Origin of the sequence: Lutimonas halocynthiae, assembly GCF_030409835.1 — a bacterium.
In the GTDB taxonomy this organism is placed as follows: domain Bacteria; phylum Bacteroidota; class Bacteroidia; order Flavobacteriales; family Flavobacteriaceae; genus Lutimonas; species Lutimonas halocynthiae.
In genome coordinates this window covers 575,185-598,177 of sequence record NZ_JAUFQO010000004.1, presented here as the reverse complement: position 1 = coordinate 598,177, position 22,993 = coordinate 575,185, and the positions used below count along the sequence as shown (strand labels likewise).

Here is a 22,993-nt window from a genome sequence, read left to right as displayed (position 1 = left end):
ATGAGTGTATTTAAAGCAGATATTCTGGTATTAGGTTCGGGAGTTGCAGGGCTTTCCATTGCCATAAAATCTGCAACGGCACTACCTCAAAAAAGAATAATTGTAGCTACTAAAGCAAATGAAAGTGAATCCAACACTAAATATGCTCAAGGCGGAATTGCCGCTGTTTGGGATAAGCTAGATTCGTTTCAAGATCACATTGACGACACAATGGTTGCGGGAGATCATCTCAATAAGCCAGAGATAGTGAAAATGGTTGTAGAAGAGGCACCAGCTTGTATGAAGCGACTCATAGAGTGGGGGACTGATTTTGACCACAATACTGAAGGAGAAATAGACCTGGGAATGGAAGGAGGTCATTCTGCAAATCGAATTCTACACTTCAAAGATATTACTGGTTTTGAAGTGGAGAAAACACTGTTAGAGCAAGTAGATAAATTACCAAACATTGAAATTTTACCCTATCATTTTGCCATTGATTTGATCACTGATCATCATTTAGGCAAAAAGATTGACTCTAGTGATATTTCATGTTATGGGGCCTATATATTGAATCAGAAAACAAATAAAATTGAAACCTTTTTAGCTTCTTCGGTAATACTAGCTACAGGCGGAATAGGACAGGTTTATGCGGCTACGACAAACCCAGTTATTGCGACAGGAGATGGTATCGCTATGGCCTATCGGGCAAAAGCCAGAATCATTGACATGGAATTTGTGCAATTTCATCCAACAGCGCTCTACCAGCCAGGAGTGAGTCCTTCATTTTTGATTTCTGAAGCAGTTCGAGGGTTCGGTGCTTATTTACGAAATAAGGCCGGGACCAGATTTATGTTAGACATTGACGAAAGGGCAGAGTTAGCTCCAAGAGATGTTGTATCCAGAGCCATCAACAAAGAACTTATTTTTTCAGGTGACCCACATGTGTATCTAGATTGCAGTCATTTGGATATGACAGAATTCAAAAAGCATTTTCCTAATATATATGATAAATGTAAAAATCTTGGAATAGATCCTTCATTTCAAATGATCCCTGTTGTTCCTGCCGCGCATTATTTGATGGGGGGAATAGAAGTTGATGAGAATGGCTACAGTTCTATTGGTAATTTATTTGCTTGTGGAGAATGCTCTAGAACCGGGCTTCATGGGGCCAATAGGTTAGCTTCAAATTCATTGCTAGAAGCCTTGGTGTTTGGACATAAGATTGCTGAGGAAATAATTCAAAACAGGAGTGATTTAAAATTTACTTTTGAAGACATCATACCTGAATGGGACGAAGAAGGAACCATGGTTCCTAAAGAGAATGTGCTTATTTCTCATAACAGGAAAACCATTCAAAATATTATGAGTGACCTTGTCTCAATTGTTCGTTCTGATGAGCGTCTGGAGAAAGCTTTAGACCATTTGAATTACTTATTTCAGGATACCGAAAAGGCTTATGAAAAGTCGAAATTGTCTCCACAAATTTGCGAATTGAGGAACCTGAATGCAATCGCGTATCTCATTGTAAATCAATCGATTAAAAGAAGGGACAATAAAGGTGCTTTTTACAGTCTTGACAATCTTTGAAAAAAGATTAGTCCCATCTATTTGAACTGGATACAGCGAATTTACCGGCACCGAGAAAGAATATACTCAAAGCGCCAAACAGGTATAAACCTACTAATTCTAAGGCCCATTCACCGTGATCTCCTATCTTTAAAAGATCTTCTCCATGAGCCACAAACATGGCCACTAACATCGTAGCTACTACAAATAAGGAAGCCAGTTTGGTTCTGTAACCAATGATAATTAATATGGGGGCAAGTAGTTCTCCAAGGTAAACGGCATAAGCAATACTGCCAGGAAAACCCTTTGAACTGAACATGCCAACAAGTCCGTCTACACCATGAATTAATTTATGATAGCCATGAAACAACATCAAGCCACCGATACTCAGTCGCAAGATTAATAAGCCAATATTTTGTTGAAAGTCTTTGAAAGACTTAGAAGTCGATTTAGACATAATTGCAACTATTTTTTGTTAATAGGGATGACCTCAAAATCATCAGTCTTTGTAAGTTTTTCAAACACCTCCAAAATGATATCAGGAGGAGTGGTCAACTTTCTTTTCGAAAGATCCATCCATGCGGCATATACTTCAATTTCTGCCGAAAGAATTCCATCTTTACGGTATAGTTTATGAATGAACTTAAAGCGCTCTCCATATTGGGAAGCTCCTTTTAAAAGTACTTCAACTGTGATATCATCGCCAAGATTGATCTCTCTATAAAAATTAGTTTCTTCTTTAAATAGAATCGGACCTATCCCTAATCGGTTAAATTCCTTTAATGAAAGTCCGTATGCATGGAATAGGCGAACTCGTGATTCTGCAGCATAATCGTTATAGGCCGTATGGCGCATGTGATTATTCGGGTCAAAATCAGCCCAACGTGTAGGAGAAGAAAACTTAAAGCTCATTGGATCAAACTTACTAAGACAATAATTCTGCGATACGTCTTACAGCTTCTTTCAATTCAGCCTGAGAAGCAGCATAGCTTATACGGATACAATCTGGTGCTCCAAAAGCCTCTCCAGTAACCGTTGCAACGTTGGCTTTTTCTAATAAGAGCATAGCAAAGTCTGATGCGTTCTCAACTTTAGTCCCTTTAATAGTTTTACCGAAGTAATAAGATACATCAGGAAAAACATAAAATGCACCTTGTGCCACATTGGTTTTAATGCCTTTAATCTGGTTCAACAATTCAAGAATCATATCTCTTCTGATATTGAACTCATCTACCATATACTGGATCTTTGAGACAGGAGCATCTAAAGCTGCAATGGTAGCTCTTTGAGCAATGCAGTTAGCACCTGAAGTAATTTGACCCTGCATCTTGTTACATGCTTTAGCAATCCACTCCGGACCACCGATATAACCTATTCTCCATCCAGTCATGGCAAAGGCTTTTGCAACGCCATTCACGGTGATGGTTCTGTCATACATACTTTCAATGGATGCAAAACTAAAGTTAGGAGTCCCATAATTTATATGCTCATAGATCTCGTCTGAAAGAATATAAATCTGAGGATGTTTTTCCAACACTTTGGCTAAGGCTCTGTATTCTTCTTCTGTATATACAGTTCCACTCGGATTGTTGGGAGAATTGAAGAAGATCATTTTTGTCTTTGGCGTAATCGCCGCTTCCAACTGCTCAGGTGTGATTTTAAAATCACTATCAATACTTGATGGAATTTCAACATATTTGGCCTCAGCTAAAATACTAATTGCTGAATAGCTTACCCAGTAAGGCGCAGGAAGTAGTACTTCGTCACCAGGATTCAATAAAACCATGGCCACATTAGCAATTGATTGCTTGGCACCTGTAGAAACTACGATTTGATTGATATTATAATCAAGATTGTTGTCTCTTTTGAATTTTCTGCAAATAGCTTCTCTTAGATCAGCATATCCGTTTACCGGAGAATAAGAATTGTAATTGTCATTGATGGCTTGAATAGCAGCATCCTTGATAAAGTCAGGCGTATTGAAATCTGGCTCACCCAGACTTAAACTGATGATATCTTTTCCTTGTTCTTTTAATTCCCTTCCCTTTGCAGCCATTGCTAAGGTTTGTGATACGGGTAAACTGTTAATTCTGTCGGATAATGGTTGTGACATTGTAATACTTAAATTTTGGATTATTTATGCAATTTCAGGATGCTTCCCTAGTTTGTCGAGTTGTTTGAAATGGTCGATAAATGCGCCCATCATGGTTCGATACTCGTTATAAGGAAGGTTGAATTCTTTAGTGGTATTTTTAACGATCTCAGACAATTTCTTATAGTGAACATGAGAAATGTGAGGAAAAATATGGTGTTCCACCTGGTGGTTTAAACCTCCGGTGAAAAAATTCACAATTTTATTGTTAATCGCAAAATTTGAAGTAGTATACAATTGGTGAATGGCCCAAGTATGCTCCATAAGCCCTTCTTCATTCGGCTGAGGCATGTCAGTATTTGGCATCACATGTGCTAACTGGAAAACCACACTTAATATCATTCCTGCAGTATAGTGCATGATAAAAAATCCAATCAAAATTTTCCACCAGGCAATATCCATAACCATGATTGGTAATACCAGCCATATCGAATAGTATAATATTTTTGTAATCACTAAGACTGACCATTCTTTAGCTGGATTAGGAAATTTCCCATAAGAAAGCTTCCTTTTTAAATAACTATTCATTTGCTTAAAATCAGTAGTTATCGCCCAGTTAATAGTCAAAAGACCATAAAGGAAAATAGAATAATACTTTTGAAATTTATGAATTTGAAGCCATTTTGAGTGTTTCGAAAACCGAATGATTCTTCCCGCGTCGATGTCTTCATCCATACCCTGAATATTTGTATACGTATGGTGTAAAACATTGTGTTGCACTTTCCAGTTATACACGTTACCAGCAAGAATATAAATGCTGCTACCCATAATACTGTTTACCCATTTTTTACTCGAAAATGATTCATGATTAGCATCGTGCATAATGTTCATGCCAACTCCAGCCATTCCAATACCAATAGTTATGGTCATCAGAATCATGGCCCACCATGGAAGTTGTATAGTTAAAAGTACAACTAGCGGTATGAGAAACAAGCTAAACATGATGATTGCTTTAGTATATAGCTTCCAATTACCGGTTTTCTTTATGTTGTTCTCTTTGAAGTAGTTATTGACTCTTTTGTTAAGTGTCTTTATGAAATTAGTCTTATCTCTTGTAACAAATTTTATCCCTTGCATATTATTTCAATTATGTTTTGTTAAAATAACAAAATTCAGTTTGCAAAGTTAGTCGTTTTTTGATAGATTTTTAATATTTTTTGTTAAAATAATCCCATTTCGCTAACAGATATATACTGATGGAAGCTTAGTCTTGCCAATGATTTAATAGGGTAAATCAGGTAGTGAATAGCGGAAGAAAGAATAATTGTATTTTTGCTAAAAAATTGAATGAATTTGATCGCCGACAATTTCCCGAATCTCTCAGATAAGCAACTGGAACAATTTTCAAAACTTGAAGATCTGTATGCAGAGTGGAATGCACAGATTAATGTAATTTCAAGAAAAGATATTGATGCTTTAAATCTAAAGCATGTACTTCATTCATTGGGTATAGCGAAAGTGCAAGCCTTTTTGCCAAAAACAAAAGTGCTTGACGTTGGCACAGGAGGAGGTTTTCCGGGAATCCCCTTGGCAATTATGTTTCCGGAAACACAATTTGTATTGGTCGATTCTATTGGAAAAAAAATAAAGGTTGTACAAGCTGTTGCAGACAGTTTAGGTCTTTCAAATGTTCAAGCTATTCATGATAGAGCAGAAAACGTGAATGGAGAGTTTGATTTTGTAGTTAGCCGGGCAGTAACTAAAATGGATGACTTCGTTTTATGGGTAAAAAAGAAAATTAAGACAAAGAGTAAGCATGAGATAAGGAACGGGATTTTATATTTAAAGGGAGGAGACCTCACTGAAGAGCTACAGAATTTTCCGCGCGCTACATTATATGAACTACCTAATTATTTTGAAGATCCGTTTTTTGAAACGAAAAAAGTGGTTCATATTCCTATAAAAGTCAGGCTCTAAGCGTGTTTTTCCCATCCTGTAAGGCCTGCAGACACAATGAATTTCATCATTTCACTTGAATTCACATCAAGATGTCTAATCTGGGTTCTAGGAACGATAAACAGTTCCCCTGAAAAATTATATGAATGCGGAAAGTAAACAGCAACTTTGCCTTCTGCTTGGATAATATCCAAATTTTCTTCAGTTACAAATCCAAGTTTTTCCAGATTTGAATTCAAATTTACCTGGACCAGTACGGGTTGGTTGAACTTTTTTTCTTTACCTACAAAGGCACTGAAGAGGTCGTTAAATGCGGAGTAGATAAAATTCAACAATGGAACTGAATCAATTACTTTTCTAAATATTTTTTTCAGAGGTTGCGCTATTATGGTCCTTCCGAGAAAGCCTATCAATACCAGAAATACCAATAATGAGAGTAGGCCTAGGCCAGGGATATGAACGTCAAAAAACTTTGTTATTATTTTTTGAGAAAGGCCGTCAATAAAATTGAATGCTGCATAGATGATATAAGCAGTAATGGTCAATGGGGCTAGGTATAGCAGTCCTTGAAGCAGGTAATTAATCAGCTTTTTCATGAGTAGAATTTTAATTTAAAATAATTGTTTTCAAATTACAAAACATTTAGTTGTTGAACAGAGATTAATAGCTGCATTTGATAAAAAAAAGACCAGACTACGCAAGTGTTTTAAATTTAAAATTTACCAATAAAGTGACTCTTAATTTTCTAATCCTTAATTTTCTTCCTTAAATTAGCTTGATTATTGAAATATTCTCAAAAATCTTACTCGCGATAATTTATGGATAAAGAACTTTCATCGATACACTACGATCAATACTTACAGTTACAAAAGATACTAGATGCGCAAAAGTTAAGAAGTGTGGAATTTAAAAAACCAGCTCATGATGAAATGCTTTTCATTATTGTGCATCAGGTTTATGAACTTTGGTTTAAGGAAATTCTGCATGATATTGGCTCCGTGATGAATCTTTTTAGTGAAGGAAGTGTGGAAGAATCGGATATAGGAATTGCTATTTCGAGGCTTGACAGAATAGTTAAAATTCAGAAGATTCTTGTTGATCAAATTGATATTATTGAAACCATAACGCCTCTTGATTTCTTAGATTTTAGAAATTATTTGTTACCGGCATCAGGGTTTCAAAGTTTTCAATTCAGACAATTAGAAGTATCCCTTGGATTGAAAAGAGAAAGGAGGATATCTTACACACAGTGTTCTTACTCAGGGGTTTTTTCAGATGAAGAACAAAAAATTCTGGACGGTTTAGAGGCTGGAGACTCTATGTTTGATCTGGTAGAAAAATGGCTTGAAAGAACACCTTTTTTACAATTTGAAAAGTTTGACTTTCTTGAGGAGTATCAAAAGTCTGTGAATTTGATGCATGATAGAGAAGAAGATGACATCAATAAGGCGGATTATATTTCTGAGCAGGAAAAACAGTTTAGAATTAATATGCTGGCAGAGACTGATACTTATTTTAAATCGATTTTTGATGTTGGTATCCATAATCAGAAATTAGAAAATGGTGAGTTGAAATTGTCTTATAAGGCAACAATTAGTGCGCTTTTGATCAATTTATACAGAGACGAGCCATTGTTGAGACAGCCTTTTATGTTTTTGCAAAAGTTGATAGATATGGATGAACTCTTAACCACCTGGCGGAACAGGCATGCGCAAATGGTGCTAAGAACCTTGGGTCAGAAAATTGGTACGGGAGGTTCATCGGGTTATGATTATTTAAAAAAGACTGCAGAACAGCACAGGGTCTTTTACGATCTTCACAATATATCAACGCTATTAATTCCACGGTCATTTTTACCAGAGTTACCAATCGAATTGAAGGAGAAATTGAACTTTAGTTTTTCAAAAAAACATTAATAGTTTAGGATAATGATACTACGTACGATTTTAGATAAGCAAGAATTTGTTTTTGATACTAGTAGGGTTTTAGATATCTCCATACCGCTATATTTTAATGGAGATCAGCCAAATACCTACGGAGTAGAGAAGGCGAGTTCCAAAGCCTATGAAACAGACGATTTTATTGGCGATACCCGAAGAGGCGGGGGATGCAATTTCGAACAATTAATCATAACTCCGCATTGTAACGGCACACATACTGAATGCCTCGGTCATATTACTCATAAAAGGTATAGTATTCGAGAACAACTGAAAGATTCTATCATTCCGGCTACTTTGATAAGTGTGGTTCCTGAAAGAGCGATTGGTTCGGCAGATCATTATAAACCGGAAAAAAATAAAGAAGATTTTTTTATTAGTAAGCGGGTTTTGCAAAAAGCTTTGTTGTCTGTGCCAGAGGATTTTATGAAGGCATTGGTCATAAGAACCCTTCCGAACGATGATTCAAAAAAAGCGAGAAATTACATGGATCATGAGCCTCCTTTTTTTTCTCTTGAAGCCATGAAGTTTATTGTCGAAAAGGGAGTAGAACATTTATTAATAGATCTCCCTTCTGTTGATCGGTTATTTGACGATGGAAACTTAAATGCACATCATGTTTTTTGGAATTTGGAAGAAGGCAGTCATGAGTTAGATGCGAAGCAGGAAATGCAAAAGACCATTACCGAAATGATTTATGTAAATGAAAAAATTAAAGATGGTTCGTATTTATTAAATTTACAAATAGCACCATTTGAATCGGATGCCTCACCGAGTCGCCCCTTACTTTACCCATTAATTAAATAAATTAGCTTTACTATTATTTACCCTATGGAATATAAACCAACTAGAGAATTTGCAGAAGAAATGGATCAAGTAGATCCTTTAAGGCAATACAGAAATGATTTTTATTTTCCTAAACACAGCAACGGGAAAGAAGCCATATACCTTTGTGGCAATTCCTTGGGGCTGCAGCCTAAATCAGCGAAGTCTCATATTTTAGCAGTTCTGGATGACTGGCGAGACCTTGGCGTTAAAGGGCATTTTGAAGGTGACAATCCTTTTGCGACCTATCATGAAGATCTCGGTGCGAAAATGGCTAAAATTGTTGGGGCACAGAAAGATGAAGTAGTGGCAATGAATAGTCTAACGGTGAACCTTCATTTTATGATGGTTTCATTTTATAATCCGACTGATACACGATTTAAAGTGATCATAGAAAAAAATGCATTTCCTTCAGATCAATATGCGGTAAAATCACAAATTGAGTTCCATGGTTTCGACCCCGAAGAAGCGCTTTTGGAAATTGAACCTCGGGATGGTGAAGATCTGATTAGAACAGAAGATATACTCGATCTGATTTCAAATAAAGGTCAAGAGATTGCCTTGATCATGATTGGGGGATTAAATTATTATACGGGTCAGGCTTTTGAGATTGAAAAGATTACTAAAGCAGGCCATGATATGGGCTGTCTTGTGGGGTTTGATCTGGCTCATGGAGCAGGAAATCTCGAATTGAATTTGCATGATTGGGGTGTAGATTTCGCAGTGTGGTGCACGTATAAATATATGAATTCCGGGCCCGGAGGTATCGCTGGCTGTTTTGTTCATGAAAGGCATTTGAAACGAAAAGACCTGAAGCGTTTTGCGGGATGGTGGGGTCATGATAAAGCAACCCGATTCTTGATGGATGATACATTTGTGCCAATCCCAAGTGCTGAAGGCTGGCAGATGAGTAATGAGACTGTTCTTTCAATGGCGGCCTTGAAGGCTTCTCTTGAGATTTTTGACGAGGTTGGAATGAAGGCTCTGATTAAGAAATCAAGGCTGCTCACGGCTTATCTTGAATACCTGATTGAATCACTTGATACAAACAGGATTCAAATTGTTAGCCCTAAAAATGCCACCTCAAGAGGTGCCCAATTGTCTATTAGGGTTTTGAAAAGTGATAAGTCATTATTCAAAATAATAAGTGAGAAAGGAGTTATTGCTGATTGGCGAGAGCCAGACGTGATCAGAATTGCCCCAGCACCTTTATATAATAATTTTAGTGACGTTTTTAACTTTGTTCAAATATTGAAGGAGGCATTAGGGGTATAAACTGAAAGGTTACAAGAATCTTTTGGGGAATAAGCTAATCAAAGTCATGATTTAACTTAAGTATCTGAATTACTTTTGAACCAAAATAATATCATTATGAACAATCAAAACGAATGCCTGGTTTGTCAAAAGACTCAAAATGAGGCTCCTGTCACGGAGTTCCATTACAAAGATTCAAGTTTTTATATCTGTGCGCAACACATGCCCGTACTTATTCATAATCCTGAAAAATTGATAGGCCTATTACCAGATGCAGATAAAATGCAAGGGGTATAAAAAAACCCGAAATCAATGATTCCGGGTTTTAAAATATTTGAATAATATCAATTACTCTCCTAAAAACGGATACCTGTAATTTGTGGGTGGTACAAAAGTCTCTTTAAGAGTTCTGTTTGATACCCATCTCAATAGATTCCATACTGATCCGGCCTTGTCATTTGTGCCCGAACCTCTTGCTCCACCAAATGGTTGTTGTCCTACAACAGCTCCGGTTGGTTTGTCATTAATATAGAAGTTTCCGGCTGCATTTTCTAATTTTCTTGTAGCCAAATCTATAACATACCTGTCTTGACTAAAAATAGCTCCTGTTAAGGCATATTCACCAGTTTGATCTACCAAATCAAGTACATCTTCCCATTGATCGTCTTCATAAACATAAATTGTTATGATAGGGCCGAACAATTCGGTACACATTGTTTCGTATTTAGGATTACTGGTAAGGATTACCGTAGGCTCAATAAAATAACCTACAGAATCATCATATCCACCACCAACAATGATTTCGGCATCACTGTCTTTTTTAGCTTGATCAAGATATCCTGAAAGCTTTTTGAAAGCGCGGTTATCAATAACTGCATTGATAAAGTTTGAAGAATCACCAGGTGTTCCAATTTTGAATGAATTCACATCCTTAATCACTTGTTCTTTAATGTCAGCCCATAAACTTTTTGGTAAATAAGCTCTTGAAGCAGCCGAACATTTTTGACCTTGGTATTCAAAGGCACCTCTTGAAATAGCCGTAGCTACTTCAGGAGCATTAGCCGATGGATGTGCCCATATAAAATCTTTCCCACCTGTTTCTCCAACTATTCTTGGGTAAGAACGATAAAATTTCACGTTTTTTCCAATGGTTTCCCAGAAGTTATCGAAAACTGGAGTAGATCCGGTAAAGTGAACGCCTGAAAAATCTTTATTATTCAATAATACATCTGTAATTGTTCCTGAATTTCCGGTAACCATATTGATAACACCATCAGGTAAACCAGCTTCTTTAAACAATTCCATAATGACATGAGCAGAATATACTTGAGATCTTGCTGGTTTCCATATCACAACATTTCCCATCATGGCAGGAGCTGCAGGTAAATTACCAGCAATAGCTGTAAAGTTAAAAGGTGTGATCGCATAGACAAAGCCCTCTAAAGGTCTGTATTGCATTCTATTCCATATACCAGGTGAAGATTCAGGCTGGTTACTGTAGATTTGAGTCATAAATTCTACGTTAAAGCGCAGAAAATCAATTAACTCACAGGCAGCGTCAATCTCTGCTTGCATCACATTTTTTGATTGAGCGATCATCGTTGCTGCATTCATTCTGTATCTGAATGGCCCGGCCAAAAGCTCAGCTGCTTTTAAGAAAATGGCAGCTCGGTGTTCCCAGCTTGTATTAGCCCATTGCTCTCTTGCTTCAGCAGCTTTTACAACGGCTAATTCAATATGCTCTTTATCTGCAGTATGATACTTTCCTACACTATGCTTGTGGTCATGTGGAGGATTAATTTCAACAGTATTTCCCGTTCGGTATTCTTTACCTCCAATATAAAATGGAATGTCTACCTGTTCGTTGAACATTTTGTTATACGTTGCAATTAAATCTGTGTGTTCTTGAGTGCCTGGAGCATAAGCGTTTACTGGCTCGTTTATCGCTTTTGGCACCTTGAAAAATCCGTTTGACATATGATAATATTTTAGATTGGAATAATTCTTTTTTTAGTGAGTGCAAAGGTACGAAATATGTAAGATTTTAAGACTTAACTAGGTGCGAAATGTTAACTTTGTCGTTAATGATTCGTTAAATTTTTATATTCACATTTTTTATGTGCACAGTTACATTTTTACCATTAAACGAAAATGGATTTGTTTTAACCTCAAGCAGGGATGTTGGTTATCAGCGAGAAAAGGCATTGGCTCCTCAGAGCTATATTGAAGATGGTGTTTCTTTACACTATCCAAAAGATGGTAAAGGAGGCGGTACTTGGATCGGAACAAGTCGCAATAACAGGTTGATCTGTTTATTAAATGGTGGATTTAAAAATCATGAGCAGCAAAATTTCTATGCAAAAAGCAGGGGCCTGATCGTAAAGGAGCTCTTGGCTTCAATTGATTTAGAAACTGCCTGTCATGAAATCGATCTTTTGAATATAGAGCCCTTCACAATTACAGCCGTAACTTGGTCAGATGAGCAAAGGTTATATGAGTTTGTCTGGGATGGAAACAATAGATTTTTTAAAGAATTGGATTGGAAACCCAGTATATGGTCATCTTCTACTTTATACACGGATGAAATGAAAGTAATGAGGGAAGACTGGTTTTTAGATTGGCTTGCAGAAAATGAAGTTAAACCAGTATCAATTTTGGAATTTCATCGAAACGCAGGCATAGGAGATCCTGAAGTTGACGTGTTTATGAGACGAGAAAAAGTGGGTACTGTTAGTATAACTCAGGTGTTATTAAAAGAAATGAACTGCGAAATGAATTATTTCCCTTACGGATTAGATCAAAAAAGCGAGGAATGAAATAATGACTCCTCCTAAAAGGGCCAAAAACAAAAATGCTACGTTGAGTAATATATATTTGATCAGTGTTTTGAACCAGCCTTGCCCATAAAAATTCTGCATTGCTTTATACAAGTAAATCATAAATGTAAGAAGGAAGATTAAGATTCCAATATCTGAGTCAACAATTCGGTCGACTATTAAAAAGATCAGCAACAATAAAAAGAAAACGGTTTGAATATGAAAAACAAAGACCAGGTTTTCAGTGTAATTAAATTTCCGACGAATGTAGAGCAGCGATACGATTAATGTAAAAATAGGCAACAAAAAGAATAAGGCAACGGAGATTCTTGAAAGCACTCGTTCAATTATTTGCTTCCAATAACCTTCATCATCGAAGGCGTCAGCCCATTCTTTGGATTTGTTAAAAAGAAACCCATTCCAGTAAGATGGTTCAAAACCAAGTTTCTTAAGAGCCTCTGAGGTTTTTCCAGTAGGATAGTCATTTTGATAATCTATGAATGTCTTTATAATATTGAACCCACTTTCATTTTCTTTTGAACGATAAATCATTGCTAGTGGGATTTCATAATCTATTTTATTGGCATTAAAAATACTGTCTAAATGTTTGACACCTTGTCTTTCTATATTTCCTTTGACCGAGATTTCTTGCCATAACATTGATGCGGAGAAGGCACTGTTAAGCTTGAAATTTTGATCAAGATCAGTCAGTTTCTCCGCCTTTTCTCCAATAAGTTCAAACAGCTGATTCATAGCAGAATCTTTCTCAGAAATCGGAATACGTTTATCCTTGAACTTCTCTAATGTTAAACTATCTGCCGCAATCGAATCTATGAAATTGAACAACATTGTAGTTTGAAGCGTTAATCGATTATTGTATTCGTTCTGAATTGAATCTTTGTTATTGGAAATAGTATTAATACTATTATCAATAAGACTCAGGGTAGATGAATCAAGAACCACATCATTTTTTCTCAATTCATCTAATGTTTCGGATTTAATATTATCCATTTGTTCCTTTCCCTGATCGAGGTTTATTTCAGGGATCAGTTGATACGATTGTTCATCAATAGTCTTAAAATTATCTATCGTTGAAAAGATTCCAATAACAAGGAAAAACAAAATAGTAATTTGAATATATAATCTGAAAGGATTCATATACCGCATTCTCTTTCCCTCCACATAATTCTTGGTCACGTATCCAGGTTTAAAAACCAGGCCAACAATTGTATTGAGAAATCTGCTGTCAAAAGAAAGAAAATCATCAAAATAAGCCGAAAGATATTGCTTCAAACTCACCTTTTTAAGATCGTTAACCTGACCACAATTCGGGCAAAAATTATCATCTTCCGAAATATCATTTTCGCAATTCAAACACGTTTTGCCGCGGATATTTTTTGTAAAACGGGTAATTGACTTCATGAAAAGGCTTGATTAATCCAAAAAATAAATGTAATCAATTTAATTAAAAGTAGCCGGAAGCATCAACTGAAATGTAGGAATACTTACCCTGAATTTTTCTGAAGTTGAAAAATTTATCATAGAATAATGCCCATTCATTGAGCCGATGGGTGAAACTAAAAAACAGTGGGATGAATAAGTATAGGATTGCTTGGGTTTAAGAACAGGTTTTTTGCCTATAACACCCTCTCCTTCAACCACTTCAAAATCATTTAAGGAATCAAAAATATTCCACCTGCGACTGATTAGTTGCACGGTATCACTACTCTGATTCTCAATGGTAACACTATAACTAAAGGCGTAATATACCTTCGAATTTTGATAGCGGTTACCTTCAAAATTTGAAGTAATTGAAATTTTTATTCCTTTTGTAACTTGCTGAATCATAGCTTTTCAATGCCTTAATTAGACTAAGCAAAGATACTAATTATTTTAAAAAATATGGGATTTTCCTTTTTTGGCTTCTAATGCAAAGTCAGAGATGCTTCTTTTTTTAAGTTCATCTTTTACTTTGATATTAAAAGGGGAGGCCAAATGATGGATCGCACAAGGGTTCGCATCACTGCATTTTGGCAGCCCTAAATAGCAGGAATTGAAGTTTTCTTCACCATCTAAACAAGAGATTACTGACATGAGATTTCCTCTTAATTGTTTTTTAGAAAGAAAAAACCCCCCGGTTGGTCCCTTAGAAGAACTAATAATTTTCTCCTTGCTAAGGTGTTGAAAAATCTTGGCTAGAAACGGAATGGGTACATGAATATTTTCACCTACTTCTTTTGATCCTAATTTATTATCTTCAGAACCATTTAAGGCTAGATAGATCACACCTCTTATGGCGTATTTACTTTGGTTGCTCAGCATCTTACAAATATATAAAAGATAATCTTGTCCTTTATATGATATTTATCATGGTTTTAGTGACTTATGTTACATAATTTTGTAACAAATCTAACATAAAATTATAAACTAACTTAAATTATACATAATGAAAAGTCGCATATTAATCATTGCAGTCTTGTTAACTTTTTCATTTACGTCTTGTAAAAAAGAAGCGCAACAATCAGAAGGCTCAAGCTCTGAAAAAGTCATTGAAACAAAAGAACAAAAAGGACAATCTGGGGTTGAAGACAATGAGTCTGACGCTAATGCATTACAAGTTGCAAAATCAATAGAGGATTTTAGCACTTTAGTTGCCGCAATTGAAGCCGCAGGAGTTGAGGATGCTGTGGTAAATGCAGGCCCTTTAACCATCTTTGCTCCTTTGAATTCAGCATTTGCAAAATTGCCAGAAGGAACAGTTGAGAATCTTGTAAAACCAGAGAATAAAGCGACGCTGTCTTTTATTCTTGTAAATCATGTGGCTCCTGCAAACTATCCAATCAAACAATTGAAAAAAGAAGCAAAAAAAGGAAGAAAACTTTATATGGCTTCAGGTAAATACTTGGTTGTAGAGAACAAAGATGGAGAGATCTATGTTGGTGGAACAAAAATATTAAAAACAGTACAAGTAAGTAATGGTTGGATCCATGTCATTGATGACGTCTTGGTACCTGCCGAATAATCATAATATAACTACATAATATAACTAGAAGAATGAAATTAAAATTTATTATCGGATGTGCCCTGGCTGTTGCTATGGCGAGCTGTGGAGGAGATAAGCCTAAGAAGGATGCTCCAGCTGCAAAAGAAAAGGAAACGGAGGTAGCACCTGAAGCAGTCGATCCAATGACTAATAAAGGTATAGGACCCATAAAAAGTTTGACTTTGGGCGAGATTGACAATACCATGGTTGCTGAGGGAGAAGTTATATTTAAAGCAAAATGTACTGCATGTCATAAAATCACTAAGAAGTTTGTAGGCCCAGCTTTAAAAGGTATTACAGAAAGAAGGTCTCCAGAATGGATTATGAATATGGCTTTAAACCCAGAAGGAATGGTTGCAGACGATCCTATAGCTCAGAAGCTGTTGGTTGAGTATAACGGAGCTCCTATGGCAAATCAAAATCTTACTGAACAAGAAGCAAGAGCGCTTTTAGAATATTTTAGAACAAAAAATTAATCAGACATAAATCTAAGTAATTATGAAAACAATGTATAAATATTTTATCACACTAACGGTGCTGTCTTTATGGATGGTATCATGTGGTGATGCTAATTCGAGTAAATCTAATAAAGGAGCATTATCAGGTAATGCTGCGGAAAAGGTTTACGTTGCTCCAGGTGAGCATGATGAATTTTATGCTTTTGTCTCGGGAGGTTTTTCAGGACAGCTTGCTGTGTATGGATTGCCATCTGGAAGACTTTTTAAAGTGATTCCTGTATTTTCAGTAGATGCTGAAAAGGCTTGGGGTTTTAATGAAGAAACAAAACCGATGTTGAATACATCACATGGTTTTATTCCTTGGGATGATTCTCACCATCCTGACATTTCTCAAACTAATGGAGAACTAGATGGAAGATATGTGTTTATCAATGGTAACAATACACCTCGTATTGCGAAAATTGATTTGACTACTTTTGAAACAACTGAAATTATTGAAGTTCCTAATTCTGCGGGTAACCACAGTTCTTCTTTTGTAACAGAAAATACAGAATATGTCGTGGCCGGAACAAGATTTAGTGTTCCATACCCACAAAGAGATATGCCAATTTCTGAATACAAAGGAAACTTTAAAGGCGCTTTATCTTTTATTTCTGTGGATCCGGAAGACGGTGGAATGGAAATAAAATTTCAAATCATGATGCCAGGTTTTGATTATGACCTATCTCACCCTGGTAGAGGTGATTCTCATGGATGGTTCTTCTTTACAACTTATAATACAGAAGAGGCAAATTCATTATTGGAGGTAAACGCTTCGCAAAATGACAAAGATTTTATTGCAGCAATTAACTGGAAGAAAATAGAGGCTTATGTGAATGGTGGTGGAGGTACAAAAGTTCCTGCTAACTACGCACATAACGTATATGATGATGCTACACACAGTGCTACTTCAACTATGAAAAAAGAAGTTCTTGTAGTAGATCCTAGTGAAGTTCCCGGAGCTATTTACTTTATGCCTACTCCAAAATCTCCTCACGGTTGTGATGTTGATCCAAGTGGTGAGTATATAGTTGGTAGTGGAAAACTTGCTGCGGAATTGACCATACATTCTTTTAGCAAAATGTTAACAGCCATTGAGAATAAAGATTTTGATGGAGAGGCTTATGGAATTCCAATTTTATCCTATGAATCTACTTTAGCAGGAGCTGTTAAACAACCAGGATTAGGACCACTTCATACTGAATTTGACGGTAAAGGAAATGCTTATACTACTTTCTTTATTTCTTCAGAAGTTGTAAAATGGAAATTAGGAACATGGGAAGTTTTAGACAGAAAACCAACGTATTACTCTGTAGGTCACTTGATGATCCCAGGTGGTAATTCAAGAAAACCATTTGGTAAGTATGTTGTTGCCATGAATAAAATAACAAAAGACAGATACCTGCCAACAGGGCCAGAAGTTACTCAGTCAGCTCAGTTATATGATATCTCAGGAGATAAAATGGAATTATTATTAGATTTCCCAACGATTGGAGAACCACATTATGCAGCAGGTATTCCGGCTGATATCGTGGCCAAGAATTCAAAGAAGTTCTTTAAACTTGAAGATAATGAGCATCCATACGCTGTTAAAAGCGAAGCGGAAGCCAAAGTGGTTAGAGATGGCAATGTGGTTCATGTATATATGACTATGATTAGATCGCATTTTGCACCTGATAATATCGAAGGAATTCAAGTTGGTGATAAAGTGTATTTCCACTTTACAAACCTAGAACAAGATTATGACGTACCACATGGTGTAGCAATGATTGGAGCCAATACATCTGAATTATTGATCATGCCAGGGCAAACAGAAACATTTATATGGGAACCAAAACAAGAAGGTGTTTGGCCATTCTATTGTACAGATTTCTGTTCTGCGCTTCATCAAGAGATGCAAGGATACGTAAGGGTGTCTAAAAAAGGTTCAAATGTACCTATTTCATTCACACTTGATGGTGACGCTGTAGACGTTGAATAACATAAAGAAAGAGGTTAAGTTAATTATTGTAGAAAACGGACAGTGGAATTTTTAACTGTCCGTTTTTGTATAAAACGGGTAATTATCCAACCTTAAAAAATAAGATTAAAGAATAAAATAGGTTGTAAAACCTGTTTCTTTCGCAATCCCCATAAATACCAAGTATGAAAAAGTCAAAGATTTTAATGGTCATAGGATCCTTGTTGATATTAGGATTGTTTGCATTTCCTTTGTGGAATATAACCTTAGAAGCGCCTCAATATCCGATCCCACTGGGAATGAATATTCACATCAATAAATTTTCGGATGTGCATGAGTTTGATATTAAAAATATCAATTTGATGAATCATTATGTAGGAATGAAGTATATCCCGGAAACGATTCCTGAATTTACAATATTCCCGTTGGTAATTGGATTCATGTCACTTTTAGGAGTTCTTATTGGTGTCTTTGCAAACTATAAATGGTTTTTGCTATGGTTCGTTATAATGTCTGTTATTGGTATCGCAGGAATGTATGATTTTTATTTATGGGAATATGATTATGGACACAACCTCGATCCAAAGGCCATCATGAATTTTAAAAATCCGGATGGAAGCCCAATGGGATTCCAACCACCATTATTTGGTACCAAACATATTCTTAACTTTATTGCTCATTCATATCCTCGTTCAGGAGCGTATATGATGTTTGCAGGAATGATGCTCACACTAGTAGCTTTCTTTGTGGGCAAGAAAGAGGCGAAGGTTTCCTAAGTGAGAATATTCATCTTCTTTTGAATAAAAGAGAAGTATGAATAAAGGATTATATTTGTTGAACTAACTAAAAAAAATGAAAAAAGTACAATTAACTGCTTTGATGGCTGTGCTATGTTTATTGGTTTCCTGTAAAGTGGAACCAGAACAAATAAACTATGGCAGTGATGCCTGTCATTTTTGTAAAATGACCATAGTTGACCAACAGCACGCTGCACAATATGTCACCAATAAAGGAAAGCAATTCAAGTATGATGCCATAGAATGTATGGTAAACGAATTGGCTGAGAAAAAACGTGATGATATTGCGATACTTCTCGTTGCAGATTATAATTCACCTGGTCATATGACCTCTGCCATCTCGTCTGTTTATCTAATTAGTCCGGCAATTAAAAGCCCAATGGGAGCAAATCTTTCAGGCTTTGTAACTGAGAACGATGCCTTGGCGGCAAAAGGTGAGAATGACGGGGAAATATATAGCTGGGTAGCACTTTTGAAAAAATTTGATGCTGAGTAAATGAAAAGAATTGGTCTTGTTTTTTTGGCATTTATTTCTTTGTTTTCCGTTTATGGGAAAGAAATAGAGGTGTGTTCAGGTTGTGAGGTTAAAACTATCAAAGAGGCTGTAGCATTAAGTCAGGATGGGGATGTGATTCTTATCAAAAGGGGTATTTATAAAGAGCACGACATATTGGTTGAGAAATCAATTCATATTAAAGGTGTTAATGGCCCTATAGTGGATGGTGAAAATAAAGAAACCATATTTAGGTTTTCAACAGATAATTTTTCTATTAGTGGTCTTGAAATCATCAATGTAGGTCGTAGCTATACAAAAGATTTTGCAGCGATTCTGGTTTCGAGATCTGATGGTTTTGTCATTGAAAACAATGTTTTTAAGCACGTCTTTTTTGGAATTCTTGTTGAAAAATCGAAGAATGGACAGATTCGAAACAATATACTGAGTTCAGAGGCTGAGTCTCAGGCCAATTCAGGAAATGGTATTCATCTATGGCATTGTTCAAAAATGCTCGTGGCAAATAACGAGTTATCAGGTTTGAGAGATGGGATTTATTTTGAATTTGTCAAGAAGAGCGAAGTTTTTGGAAATAAAAGTGTCGGGAACTTACGTTATGGTTTACACTTCATGTTTTCTAACGAAAACGCATACTATGACAATGTATTTAAAGACAATGGAGCAGGCGTAGCCATTATGTTTTCAAAGTTTGTGAAAATGCATGACAACCGATTTGAACATAATTGGGGTACAGCATCCTACGGATTATTACTAAAAGAGATTTATGACGCAGAAATCACCAACAATGTGTTTGAACAAAATACTATTGGCATAAGTGTTGACGGTTCTACAAGGATTAATTATACCAATAATACATTCAGTAGAAACGGGTGGGCCATAACCATTATTGGTGCCTGCTATGAAAATGTATTTTCCAGGAATAATTTTTTAAATAATGCCTTAGACCTAAGTTATAACAGCAAGATAAATACCAATATATTTGAAAATAATTATTGGAGCGAATACGCTGGTTATGATCTTGATCGAAATGGGGTGGGAGATATCCCTTACCGGCCTGTAAAGCTGTTTTCATATATTGTGCACAATACACCAGAAACGATTATTTTGCTGAGAAGTATGTTTGTTGATATTATTAATTTTTCAGAAAAAGTATCCCCTATTTTTACACCAGATAACCTTATAGACAGTAACCCTTTAATGCAACGGATAGATGATTGAAATAAGCAGTTTGAATAAGCGGTTTGGTAAACTTACGGTTCTTGACGGCCTGGATCTTAATATTAATTCAGGTGGTATATTTGCCGTTTTGGGCCCCAATGGCTCGGGTAAAACAACTTTGATCAAAAGTATTCTCGGGATGGTGATTCCTGATAAAGGAGACATAAAAATTGAAGGAGCTTCTGTATTAAATCAATCGGATTACAGGAACAATATAAATTACTTACCGCAAATAGCTAATTTTCCAGCTAACCTTAGCGTTAAGGAGTTAATTAAGATGGTCAAAAATTTAAGACCCAAAGAGGCCAATGACGTAAAACTAATTGAGCATTTTGGTCTTGAACCCTTTTTAGACAAAAAACTGGGCAACCTCTCTGGAGGAACAAAGCAAAAGGTAAATATCGTACTTACTTTTATGTTTGAAAGTGATCTTATTATTTTGGATGAACCAACCACTGGTCTTGATCCGATTTCTCTCATTCATTTAAAAGAGCTCATTCATCTTGAAAAGAAGAAGGGTAAAACCATATTGATAACAACGCATATAATGAGCTTTGTTGAAGAAATTGCAGATGAGATTGTATTTCTTCTTGATGGAGAAATCTATTTCAAAGGAAGTTCAGACGAATTAAAGGAGCGGACGGGTCAGATTGATCTTGAACACGCAATTGCTAAACTGATTTCAAAAGACTAATGATAAAGATTTTAAAATATAGCTTTTTTGACTTGATGCGTAGCCGCTGGAGTTATGTCTATTTCGCATTTTATTTGGCACTTGGTTTTGTGCTTTTATTTCTTAATAATGATGTGAATAAGGCAGTCATTACGCTGATGAATATCATTATTGTATTGACACCCTTGATCGGAACCATATTTGGGGTCATGTATTATTATAACTCAAAGGAGTTCACTGAATTACTACTTGCGCAACCCATTAAAAGAAGTACAATTTTTACAGGGCAATACTTAGGTATATCGATCTCGCTGACCCTGAGCTTAATATTGGGTCTTGGGATACCTTTTTTACTTTATGGTCTTTTTATGTCTTCGGCGATATTCGAGTTTACACTCTTATTGGTAGTAGGTACTATGCTGAATTTTATTTTTGTAGCCTTGGCTTTTAATATAGCCCTGTCAAATGAAAATAAGATCAAAGGATTTGGCTATGCCATACTGATGTGGTTGTTTTTGGCAGTTATTTATGACGGTGTCTTCCTGATATCATTGGTGATGCTAAATGAATACCCACTTGATAAATTTGCCTTGTTCGCCACTATGTTTAACCCTATAGATCTTTCGAGAATATTGATCTTATTAAAGCTTGATATTTCTGCGCTTTTAGGTTATACAGGAGCTGTTTTTAAGAAATTCTTCGGCACTGACTTAGGGTTTTTCCTCTCTTTTGGCGTTATGGCGCTTTGGGTCATTCTTCCGGTTTGGAGGATACGGGTAAAACTAAAAAAGAAAGATTTTTAAGTCATTATTTTGAAGTGCCTCCAATAATGGGATGGCCTGCGTTGATCCAGTTAAAAAAACCTTCATCAATCACTGCCGTGTGTTTGTATCCTTTTTTTCTTAACATGTCAATTACTTTATCCGATGCGGCATGAGGGCAGGAACAATAAGCTATGATCCATGTATCGTCATTCGGTAAGCCCTTCGATACCTTAGCCTCAGAAATATAATACGGAATAGGAATGGCACCTGGAATATGCGCATTATGCCACTCTGAACTGGTCCTGGTATCCAGAAGCACGATTTTGTTTTTATTTTTTAATGCCTTGGCTACTTGCTCCATCGGAACATACCTATCTTGTTTTAAAGTAAAGTCAGGCCTTGCTCCTTGAGGATTGGTGACATAATCCTTTGGTTCTGGATAAGGCGATAATTCTCTTGGTTCTGGGCTCCAACCCGATGTCAGGCTTCTGATATAGGCGGTAAGATCGTCTAATTGTTCTTGAGATAATTGTGTTTTGAAGGCTTTCATTTCAGTGTCTTCCCTTCCGTTTTCTATGGCATGTTTGATATAGGCATCAGTGGCAAAAGCTAAAAATGCCGGATTGGCCAATGCAGGAGCAGTAAGGCCTTCTGCTTTTGAACCATGACATTCTGCGCATTTTTGAGCGAATAATTTAGAGCCTATTTTGAGATCTCCCTCAATGGGATCCATCGACAGTTCAATCGTTTCATGGCCAGCTTTGTATTTAAGCCAGATGGCCAAATTAAAAATCTCTTTCATTGACATAGGGCCTCCAGAGTCAGCCAAATAAGGCGCCATAGCGGTATTGGGTCTTCCAAAACCTATAGAGCTTGCTAAAAAATTTAAAGGCATGGTAGACATGAGTGACTTTGACTTAAGTGATGGAGCATAGTCTGCAGCCCCACCTTCGCGGTCAGCACCATGACAGAGCATACAGTATTTTTGATAATTTTGTTCAGCACGGTCCATGTCAATTTTAGTTAATGGGGCATTTCTTATTTGCCCATAACTCATGCTGGTAAAAAAAAGCAAAATAAGTATGAATTTGCGGTTTAT

25 protein-coding genes are annotated in these 22,993 nt (G+C 36.3%); 15 read left to right on the top strand and 10 right to left on the bottom strand.

From position 1 onward, the window contains the following. On the top strand, positions 1-1,569 hold the full coding sequence (gene nadB, locus QWY87_RS08455; protein WP_290290240.1) for an L-aspartate oxidase: 1,569 nt from the start codon (positions 1-3) through the stop codon (positions 1,567-1,569). A 7-nt stretch (positions 1,570-1,576) separates the two neighbouring features. Here the strand turns inward: nadB and QWY87_RS08450 are convergent, their stop codons facing one another. Genes QWY87_RS08450 through QWY87_RS08435 form a run of 4 tightly spaced genes read right to left on the bottom strand, consistent with a single transcriptional unit; the run spans position 1,577 to position 4,777 of the window. Next, positions 1,577-2,005: a DoxX family protein gene (locus QWY87_RS08450; protein ID WP_290290239.1), complete on the bottom strand. Its 429-nt coding sequence runs from the start codon at positions 2,003-2,005 to the stop codon at positions 1,577-1,579. A gap of 8 nt (positions 2,006-2,013) precedes the next feature. Beyond that, on the bottom strand, positions 2,014-2,460 hold the full coding sequence (locus tag QWY87_RS08445) for an acyl-CoA thioesterase (protein ID WP_290290237.1): 447 nt from the start codon (positions 2,458-2,460) through the stop codon (positions 2,014-2,016). Between the two features lie 13 nt (positions 2,461-2,473). Next, positions 2,474-3,661: a pyridoxal phosphate-dependent aminotransferase gene (locus tag QWY87_RS08440; RefSeq protein ID WP_290290235.1), complete on the bottom strand. Its 1,188-nt coding sequence runs from the start codon at positions 3,659-3,661 to the stop codon at positions 2,474-2,476. A gap of 24 nt (positions 3,662-3,685) precedes the next feature. Beyond that, the gene (locus QWY87_RS08435) at positions 3,686-4,777 is read right to left on the bottom strand and encodes a fatty acid desaturase family protein (RefSeq protein WP_290290234.1); all 1,092 of its coding nucleotides are present in this window, start codon (positions 4,775-4,777) and stop codon (positions 3,686-3,688) included. 210 nt (positions 4,778-4,987) lie between these two features. Between QWY87_RS08435 and rsmG the strand changes: the two genes are divergently transcribed. Further along, positions 4,988-5,617, top strand: coding sequence for a 16S rRNA (guanine(527)-N(7))-methyltransferase RsmG (gene rsmG, locus QWY87_RS08430; RefSeq protein ID WP_290290233.1), 630 nt, complete (start codon positions 4,988-4,990; stop codon positions 5,615-5,617). On the opposite strand, the gene QWY87_RS08425 is transcribed toward rsmG, so the two are convergent. After that, positions 5,614-6,192 carry a DUF502 domain-containing protein gene (locus tag QWY87_RS08425; protein ID WP_290290232.1) on the bottom strand — a complete coding sequence of 193 codons (579 nt, stop codon included), beginning with the start codon at positions 6,190-6,192 and terminating at the stop codon, positions 5,614-5,616. The two genes, rsmG and QWY87_RS08425, sit on opposite strands and share 4 nt — an antisense overlap. Positions 6,193-6,414: 222 nt before the next feature. On the opposite strand from QWY87_RS08425, the gene QWY87_RS08420 reads away from it, so the two are divergent. The 4 genes from QWY87_RS08420 (at position 6,415) to QWY87_RS08405 (ending at position 9,909) form a co-directional block, all read left to right on the top strand. Then, positions 6,415-7,512 (top strand): tryptophan 2,3-dioxygenase family protein, encoded by a 1,098-nt coding sequence (locus tag QWY87_RS08420; protein WP_290290231.1) that lies wholly within the window; start codon positions 6,415-6,417, stop codon positions 7,510-7,512. Between the two features lie 12 nt (positions 7,513-7,524). Further along, entirely contained in the window at positions 7,525-8,340 is an 816-nt protein-coding gene (locus tag QWY87_RS08415; RefSeq protein ID WP_290290229.1) for a cyclase family protein, read from the top strand. A gap of 24 nt (positions 8,341-8,364) precedes the next feature. Beyond that, entirely contained in the window at positions 8,365-9,633 is a 1,269-nt protein-coding gene (gene kynU / locus QWY87_RS08410; protein WP_290290227.1) for a kynureninase, read from the top strand. A gap of 96 nt (positions 9,634-9,729) precedes the next feature. Beyond that, positions 9,730-9,909 carry a hypothetical protein gene (locus QWY87_RS08405; protein WP_290290225.1) on the top strand — a complete coding sequence of 60 codons (180 nt, stop codon included), beginning with the start codon at positions 9,730-9,732 and terminating at the stop codon, positions 9,907-9,909. A gap of 51 nt (positions 9,910-9,960) precedes the next feature. Here QWY87_RS08405 and pruA read toward each other — a convergent pair whose 3' ends face one another. Continuing rightward, positions 9,961-11,589 (bottom strand): L-glutamate gamma-semialdehyde dehydrogenase, encoded by a 1,629-nt coding sequence (gene pruA / locus QWY87_RS08400; RefSeq protein ID WP_290290224.1) that lies wholly within the window; start codon positions 11,587-11,589, stop codon positions 9,961-9,963. 140 nt (positions 11,590-11,729) lie between these two features. Here pruA and QWY87_RS08395 point away from each other — a divergent pair, with 140 nt between their 5' ends. After that, entirely contained in the window at positions 11,730-12,428 is a 699-nt protein-coding gene (locus QWY87_RS08395) for an NRDE family protein (protein WP_290290223.1), read from the top strand. Here the strand turns inward: QWY87_RS08395 and QWY87_RS08390 are convergent. From QWY87_RS08390 to QWY87_RS08380, 3 genes are read right to left on the bottom strand one after another with little or no spacing between them, the layout of a single operon-like run. Next, a complete protein-coding gene (locus QWY87_RS08390) occupies positions 12,405-13,850 on the bottom strand; it encodes a DUF3667 domain-containing protein (RefSeq protein ID WP_290290221.1) in 1,446 nt (481 codons plus the stop codon). The two genes, QWY87_RS08395 and QWY87_RS08390, sit on opposite strands and share 24 nt — an antisense overlap. 39 nt (positions 13,851-13,889) lie before the next feature. Continuing rightward, positions 13,890-14,276: a Co2+/Mg2+ efflux facilitator ApaG/CorD gene (gene apaG / locus QWY87_RS08385; protein WP_290290220.1), complete on the bottom strand. Its 387-nt coding sequence runs from the start codon at positions 14,274-14,276 to the stop codon at positions 13,890-13,892. A 45-nt stretch (positions 14,277-14,321) separates the two neighbouring features. Continuing rightward, on the bottom strand, positions 14,322-14,750 hold the full coding sequence (locus QWY87_RS08380; protein WP_290290219.1) for an RrF2 family transcriptional regulator: 429 nt from the start codon (positions 14,748-14,750) through the stop codon (positions 14,322-14,324). A gap of 124 nt (positions 14,751-14,874) precedes the next feature. On the opposite strand from QWY87_RS08380, the gene QWY87_RS08375 reads away from it, so the two are divergent. The 8 genes from QWY87_RS08375 to QWY87_RS08340 all read left to right on the top strand — a co-directional run bounded on the left by QWY87_RS08375 (position 14,875) and on the right by QWY87_RS08340 (position 21,933). Continuing rightward, positions 14,875-15,450: a fasciclin domain-containing protein gene (locus QWY87_RS08375; RefSeq protein WP_290290217.1), complete on the top strand. Its 576-nt coding sequence runs from the start codon at positions 14,875-14,877 to the stop codon at positions 15,448-15,450. A 32-nt stretch (positions 15,451-15,482) separates the two neighbouring features. Next, a complete protein-coding gene (locus QWY87_RS08370; RefSeq protein ID WP_290290215.1) occupies positions 15,483-15,947 on the top strand; it encodes a c-type cytochrome in 465 nt (154 codons plus the stop codon). A gap of 22 nt (positions 15,948-15,969) precedes the next feature. Continuing rightward, positions 15,970-17,949, top strand: a complete 1,980-nt coding sequence (gene nosZ, locus QWY87_RS08365; protein WP_290290213.1) for a Sec-dependent nitrous-oxide reductase — start codon at positions 15,970-15,972, stop codon at positions 17,947-17,949. 164 nt (positions 17,950-18,113) lie between these two features. Further along, the gene (locus QWY87_RS08360) at positions 18,114-18,704 is read left to right on the top strand and encodes a hypothetical protein (protein ID WP_290290211.1); all 591 of its coding nucleotides are present in this window, start codon (positions 18,114-18,116) and stop codon (positions 18,702-18,704) included. A 76-nt stretch (positions 18,705-18,780) separates the two neighbouring features. Then, complete coding sequence (locus tag QWY87_RS08355) at positions 18,781-19,221, top strand: nitrous oxide reductase accessory protein NosL (RefSeq protein WP_290290210.1); 441 nt, start codon at positions 18,781-18,783, stop codon at positions 19,219-19,221. After that, positions 19,222-20,457, top strand: a complete 1,236-nt coding sequence (locus tag QWY87_RS08350) for a nitrous oxide reductase family maturation protein NosD (RefSeq protein WP_290290208.1) — start codon at positions 19,222-19,224, stop codon at positions 20,455-20,457. Continuing rightward, positions 20,450-21,151 carry an ABC transporter ATP-binding protein gene (locus tag QWY87_RS08345; protein WP_290290206.1) on the top strand — a complete coding sequence of 234 codons (702 nt, stop codon included), beginning with the start codon at positions 20,450-20,452 and terminating at the stop codon, positions 21,149-21,151. Before QWY87_RS08350 ends, QWY87_RS08345 begins: the two co-directional genes overlap by 8 nt. Further along, the gene (locus tag QWY87_RS08340; RefSeq protein WP_290290204.1) at positions 21,151-21,933 is read left to right on the top strand and encodes an ABC transporter permease; all 783 of its coding nucleotides are present in this window, start codon (positions 21,151-21,153) and stop codon (positions 21,931-21,933) included. Before QWY87_RS08345 ends, QWY87_RS08340 begins: the two co-directional genes overlap by 1 nt. A 4-nt stretch (positions 21,934-21,937) precedes the next feature. On the opposite strand, the gene QWY87_RS08335 is transcribed toward QWY87_RS08340, so the two are convergent. Continuing rightward, entirely contained in the window at positions 21,938-22,906 is a 969-nt protein-coding gene (locus QWY87_RS08335; protein ID WP_290290203.1) for a c-type cytochrome, read from the bottom strand. Positions 22,907-22,993 lie beyond the last annotated feature (87 nt).

Coding starts and splice junctions, on each gene's coding strand:
- QWY87_RS08420 (WP_290290231.1), top strand. CDS start 6,415: ATGGATAAAGAACTTTCATCGATACACTACGATCAATACTTACAGTTA.
- QWY87_RS08390 (WP_290290221.1), bottom strand. CDS start 13,850: ATGAAGTCAATTACCCGTTTTACAAAAAATATCCGCGGCAAAACGTGT.
- QWY87_RS08345 (WP_290290206.1), top strand. CDS start 20,450: ATGATTGAAATAAGCAGTTTGAATAAGCGGTTTGGTAAACTTACGGTT.
- QWY87_RS08450 (WP_290290239.1), bottom strand. CDS start 2,005: ATGTCTAAATCGACTTCTAAGTCTTTCAAAGACTTTCAACAAAATATT.
- QWY87_RS08395 (WP_290290223.1), top strand. CDS start 11,730: ATGTGCACAGTTACATTTTTACCATTAAACGAAAATGGATTTGTTTTA.
- QWY87_RS08435 (WP_290290234.1), bottom strand. CDS start 4,777: ATGCAAGGGATAAAATTTGTTACAAGAGATAAGACTAATTTCATAAAG.
- kynU (WP_290290227.1), top strand. CDS start 8,365: ATGGAATATAAACCAACTAGAGAATTTGCAGAAGAAATGGATCAAGTA.
- QWY87_RS08380 (WP_290290219.1), bottom strand. CDS start 14,750: ATGCTGAGCAACCAAAGTAAATACGCCATAAGAGGTGTGATCTATCTA.
- QWY87_RS08405 (WP_290290225.1), top strand. CDS start 9,730: ATGAACAATCAAAACGAATGCCTGGTTTGTCAAAAGACTCAAAATGAG.
- QWY87_RS08445 (WP_290290237.1), bottom strand. CDS start 2,460: ATGAGCTTTAAGTTTTCTTCTCCTACACGTTGGGCTGATTTTGACCCG.
- QWY87_RS08360 (WP_290290211.1), top strand. CDS start 18,114: ATGAAAAAGTCAAAGATTTTAATGGTCATAGGATCCTTGTTGATATTA.
- rsmG (WP_290290233.1), top strand. CDS start 4,988: ATGAATTTGATCGCCGACAATTTCCCGAATCTCTCAGATAAGCAACTG.
- pruA (WP_290290224.1), bottom strand. CDS start 11,589: ATGTCAAACGGATTTTTCAAGGTGCCAAAAGCGATAAACGAGCCAGTA.
- QWY87_RS08335 (WP_290290203.1), bottom strand. CDS start 22,906: ATGGACCGTGCTGAACAAAATTATCAAAAATACTGTATGCTCTGTCAT.
- QWY87_RS08415 (WP_290290229.1), top strand. CDS start 7,525: ATGATACTACGTACGATTTTAGATAAGCAAGAATTTGTTTTTGATACT.
- QWY87_RS08375 (WP_290290217.1), top strand. CDS start 14,875: ATGAAAAGTCGCATATTAATCATTGCAGTCTTGTTAACTTTTTCATTT.
- nosZ (WP_290290213.1), top strand. CDS start 15,970: ATGAAAACAATGTATAAATATTTTATCACACTAACGGTGCTGTCTTTA.
- nadB (WP_290290240.1), top strand. CDS start 1: ATGAGTGTATTTAAAGCAGATATTCTGGTATTAGGTTCGGGAGTTGCA.
- QWY87_RS08370 (WP_290290215.1), top strand. CDS start 15,483: ATGAAATTAAAATTTATTATCGGATGTGCCCTGGCTGTTGCTATGGCG.
- QWY87_RS08440 (WP_290290235.1), bottom strand. CDS start 3,661: ATGTCACAACCATTATCCGACAGAATTAACAGTTTACCCGTATCACAA.
- QWY87_RS08355 (WP_290290210.1), top strand. CDS start 18,781: ATGAAAAAAGTACAATTAACTGCTTTGATGGCTGTGCTATGTTTATTG.
- QWY87_RS08350 (WP_290290208.1), top strand. CDS start 19,222: ATGAAAAGAATTGGTCTTGTTTTTTTGGCATTTATTTCTTTGTTTTCC.
- QWY87_RS08425 (WP_290290232.1), bottom strand. CDS start 6,192: ATGAAAAAGCTGATTAATTACCTGCTTCAAGGACTGCTATACCTAGCC.
- apaG (WP_290290220.1), bottom strand. CDS start 14,276: ATGATTCAGCAAGTTACAAAAGGAATAAAAATTTCAATTACTTCAAAT.
- QWY87_RS08340 (WP_290290204.1), top strand. CDS start 21,151: ATGATAAAGATTTTAAAATATAGCTTTTTTGACTTGATGCGTAGCCGC.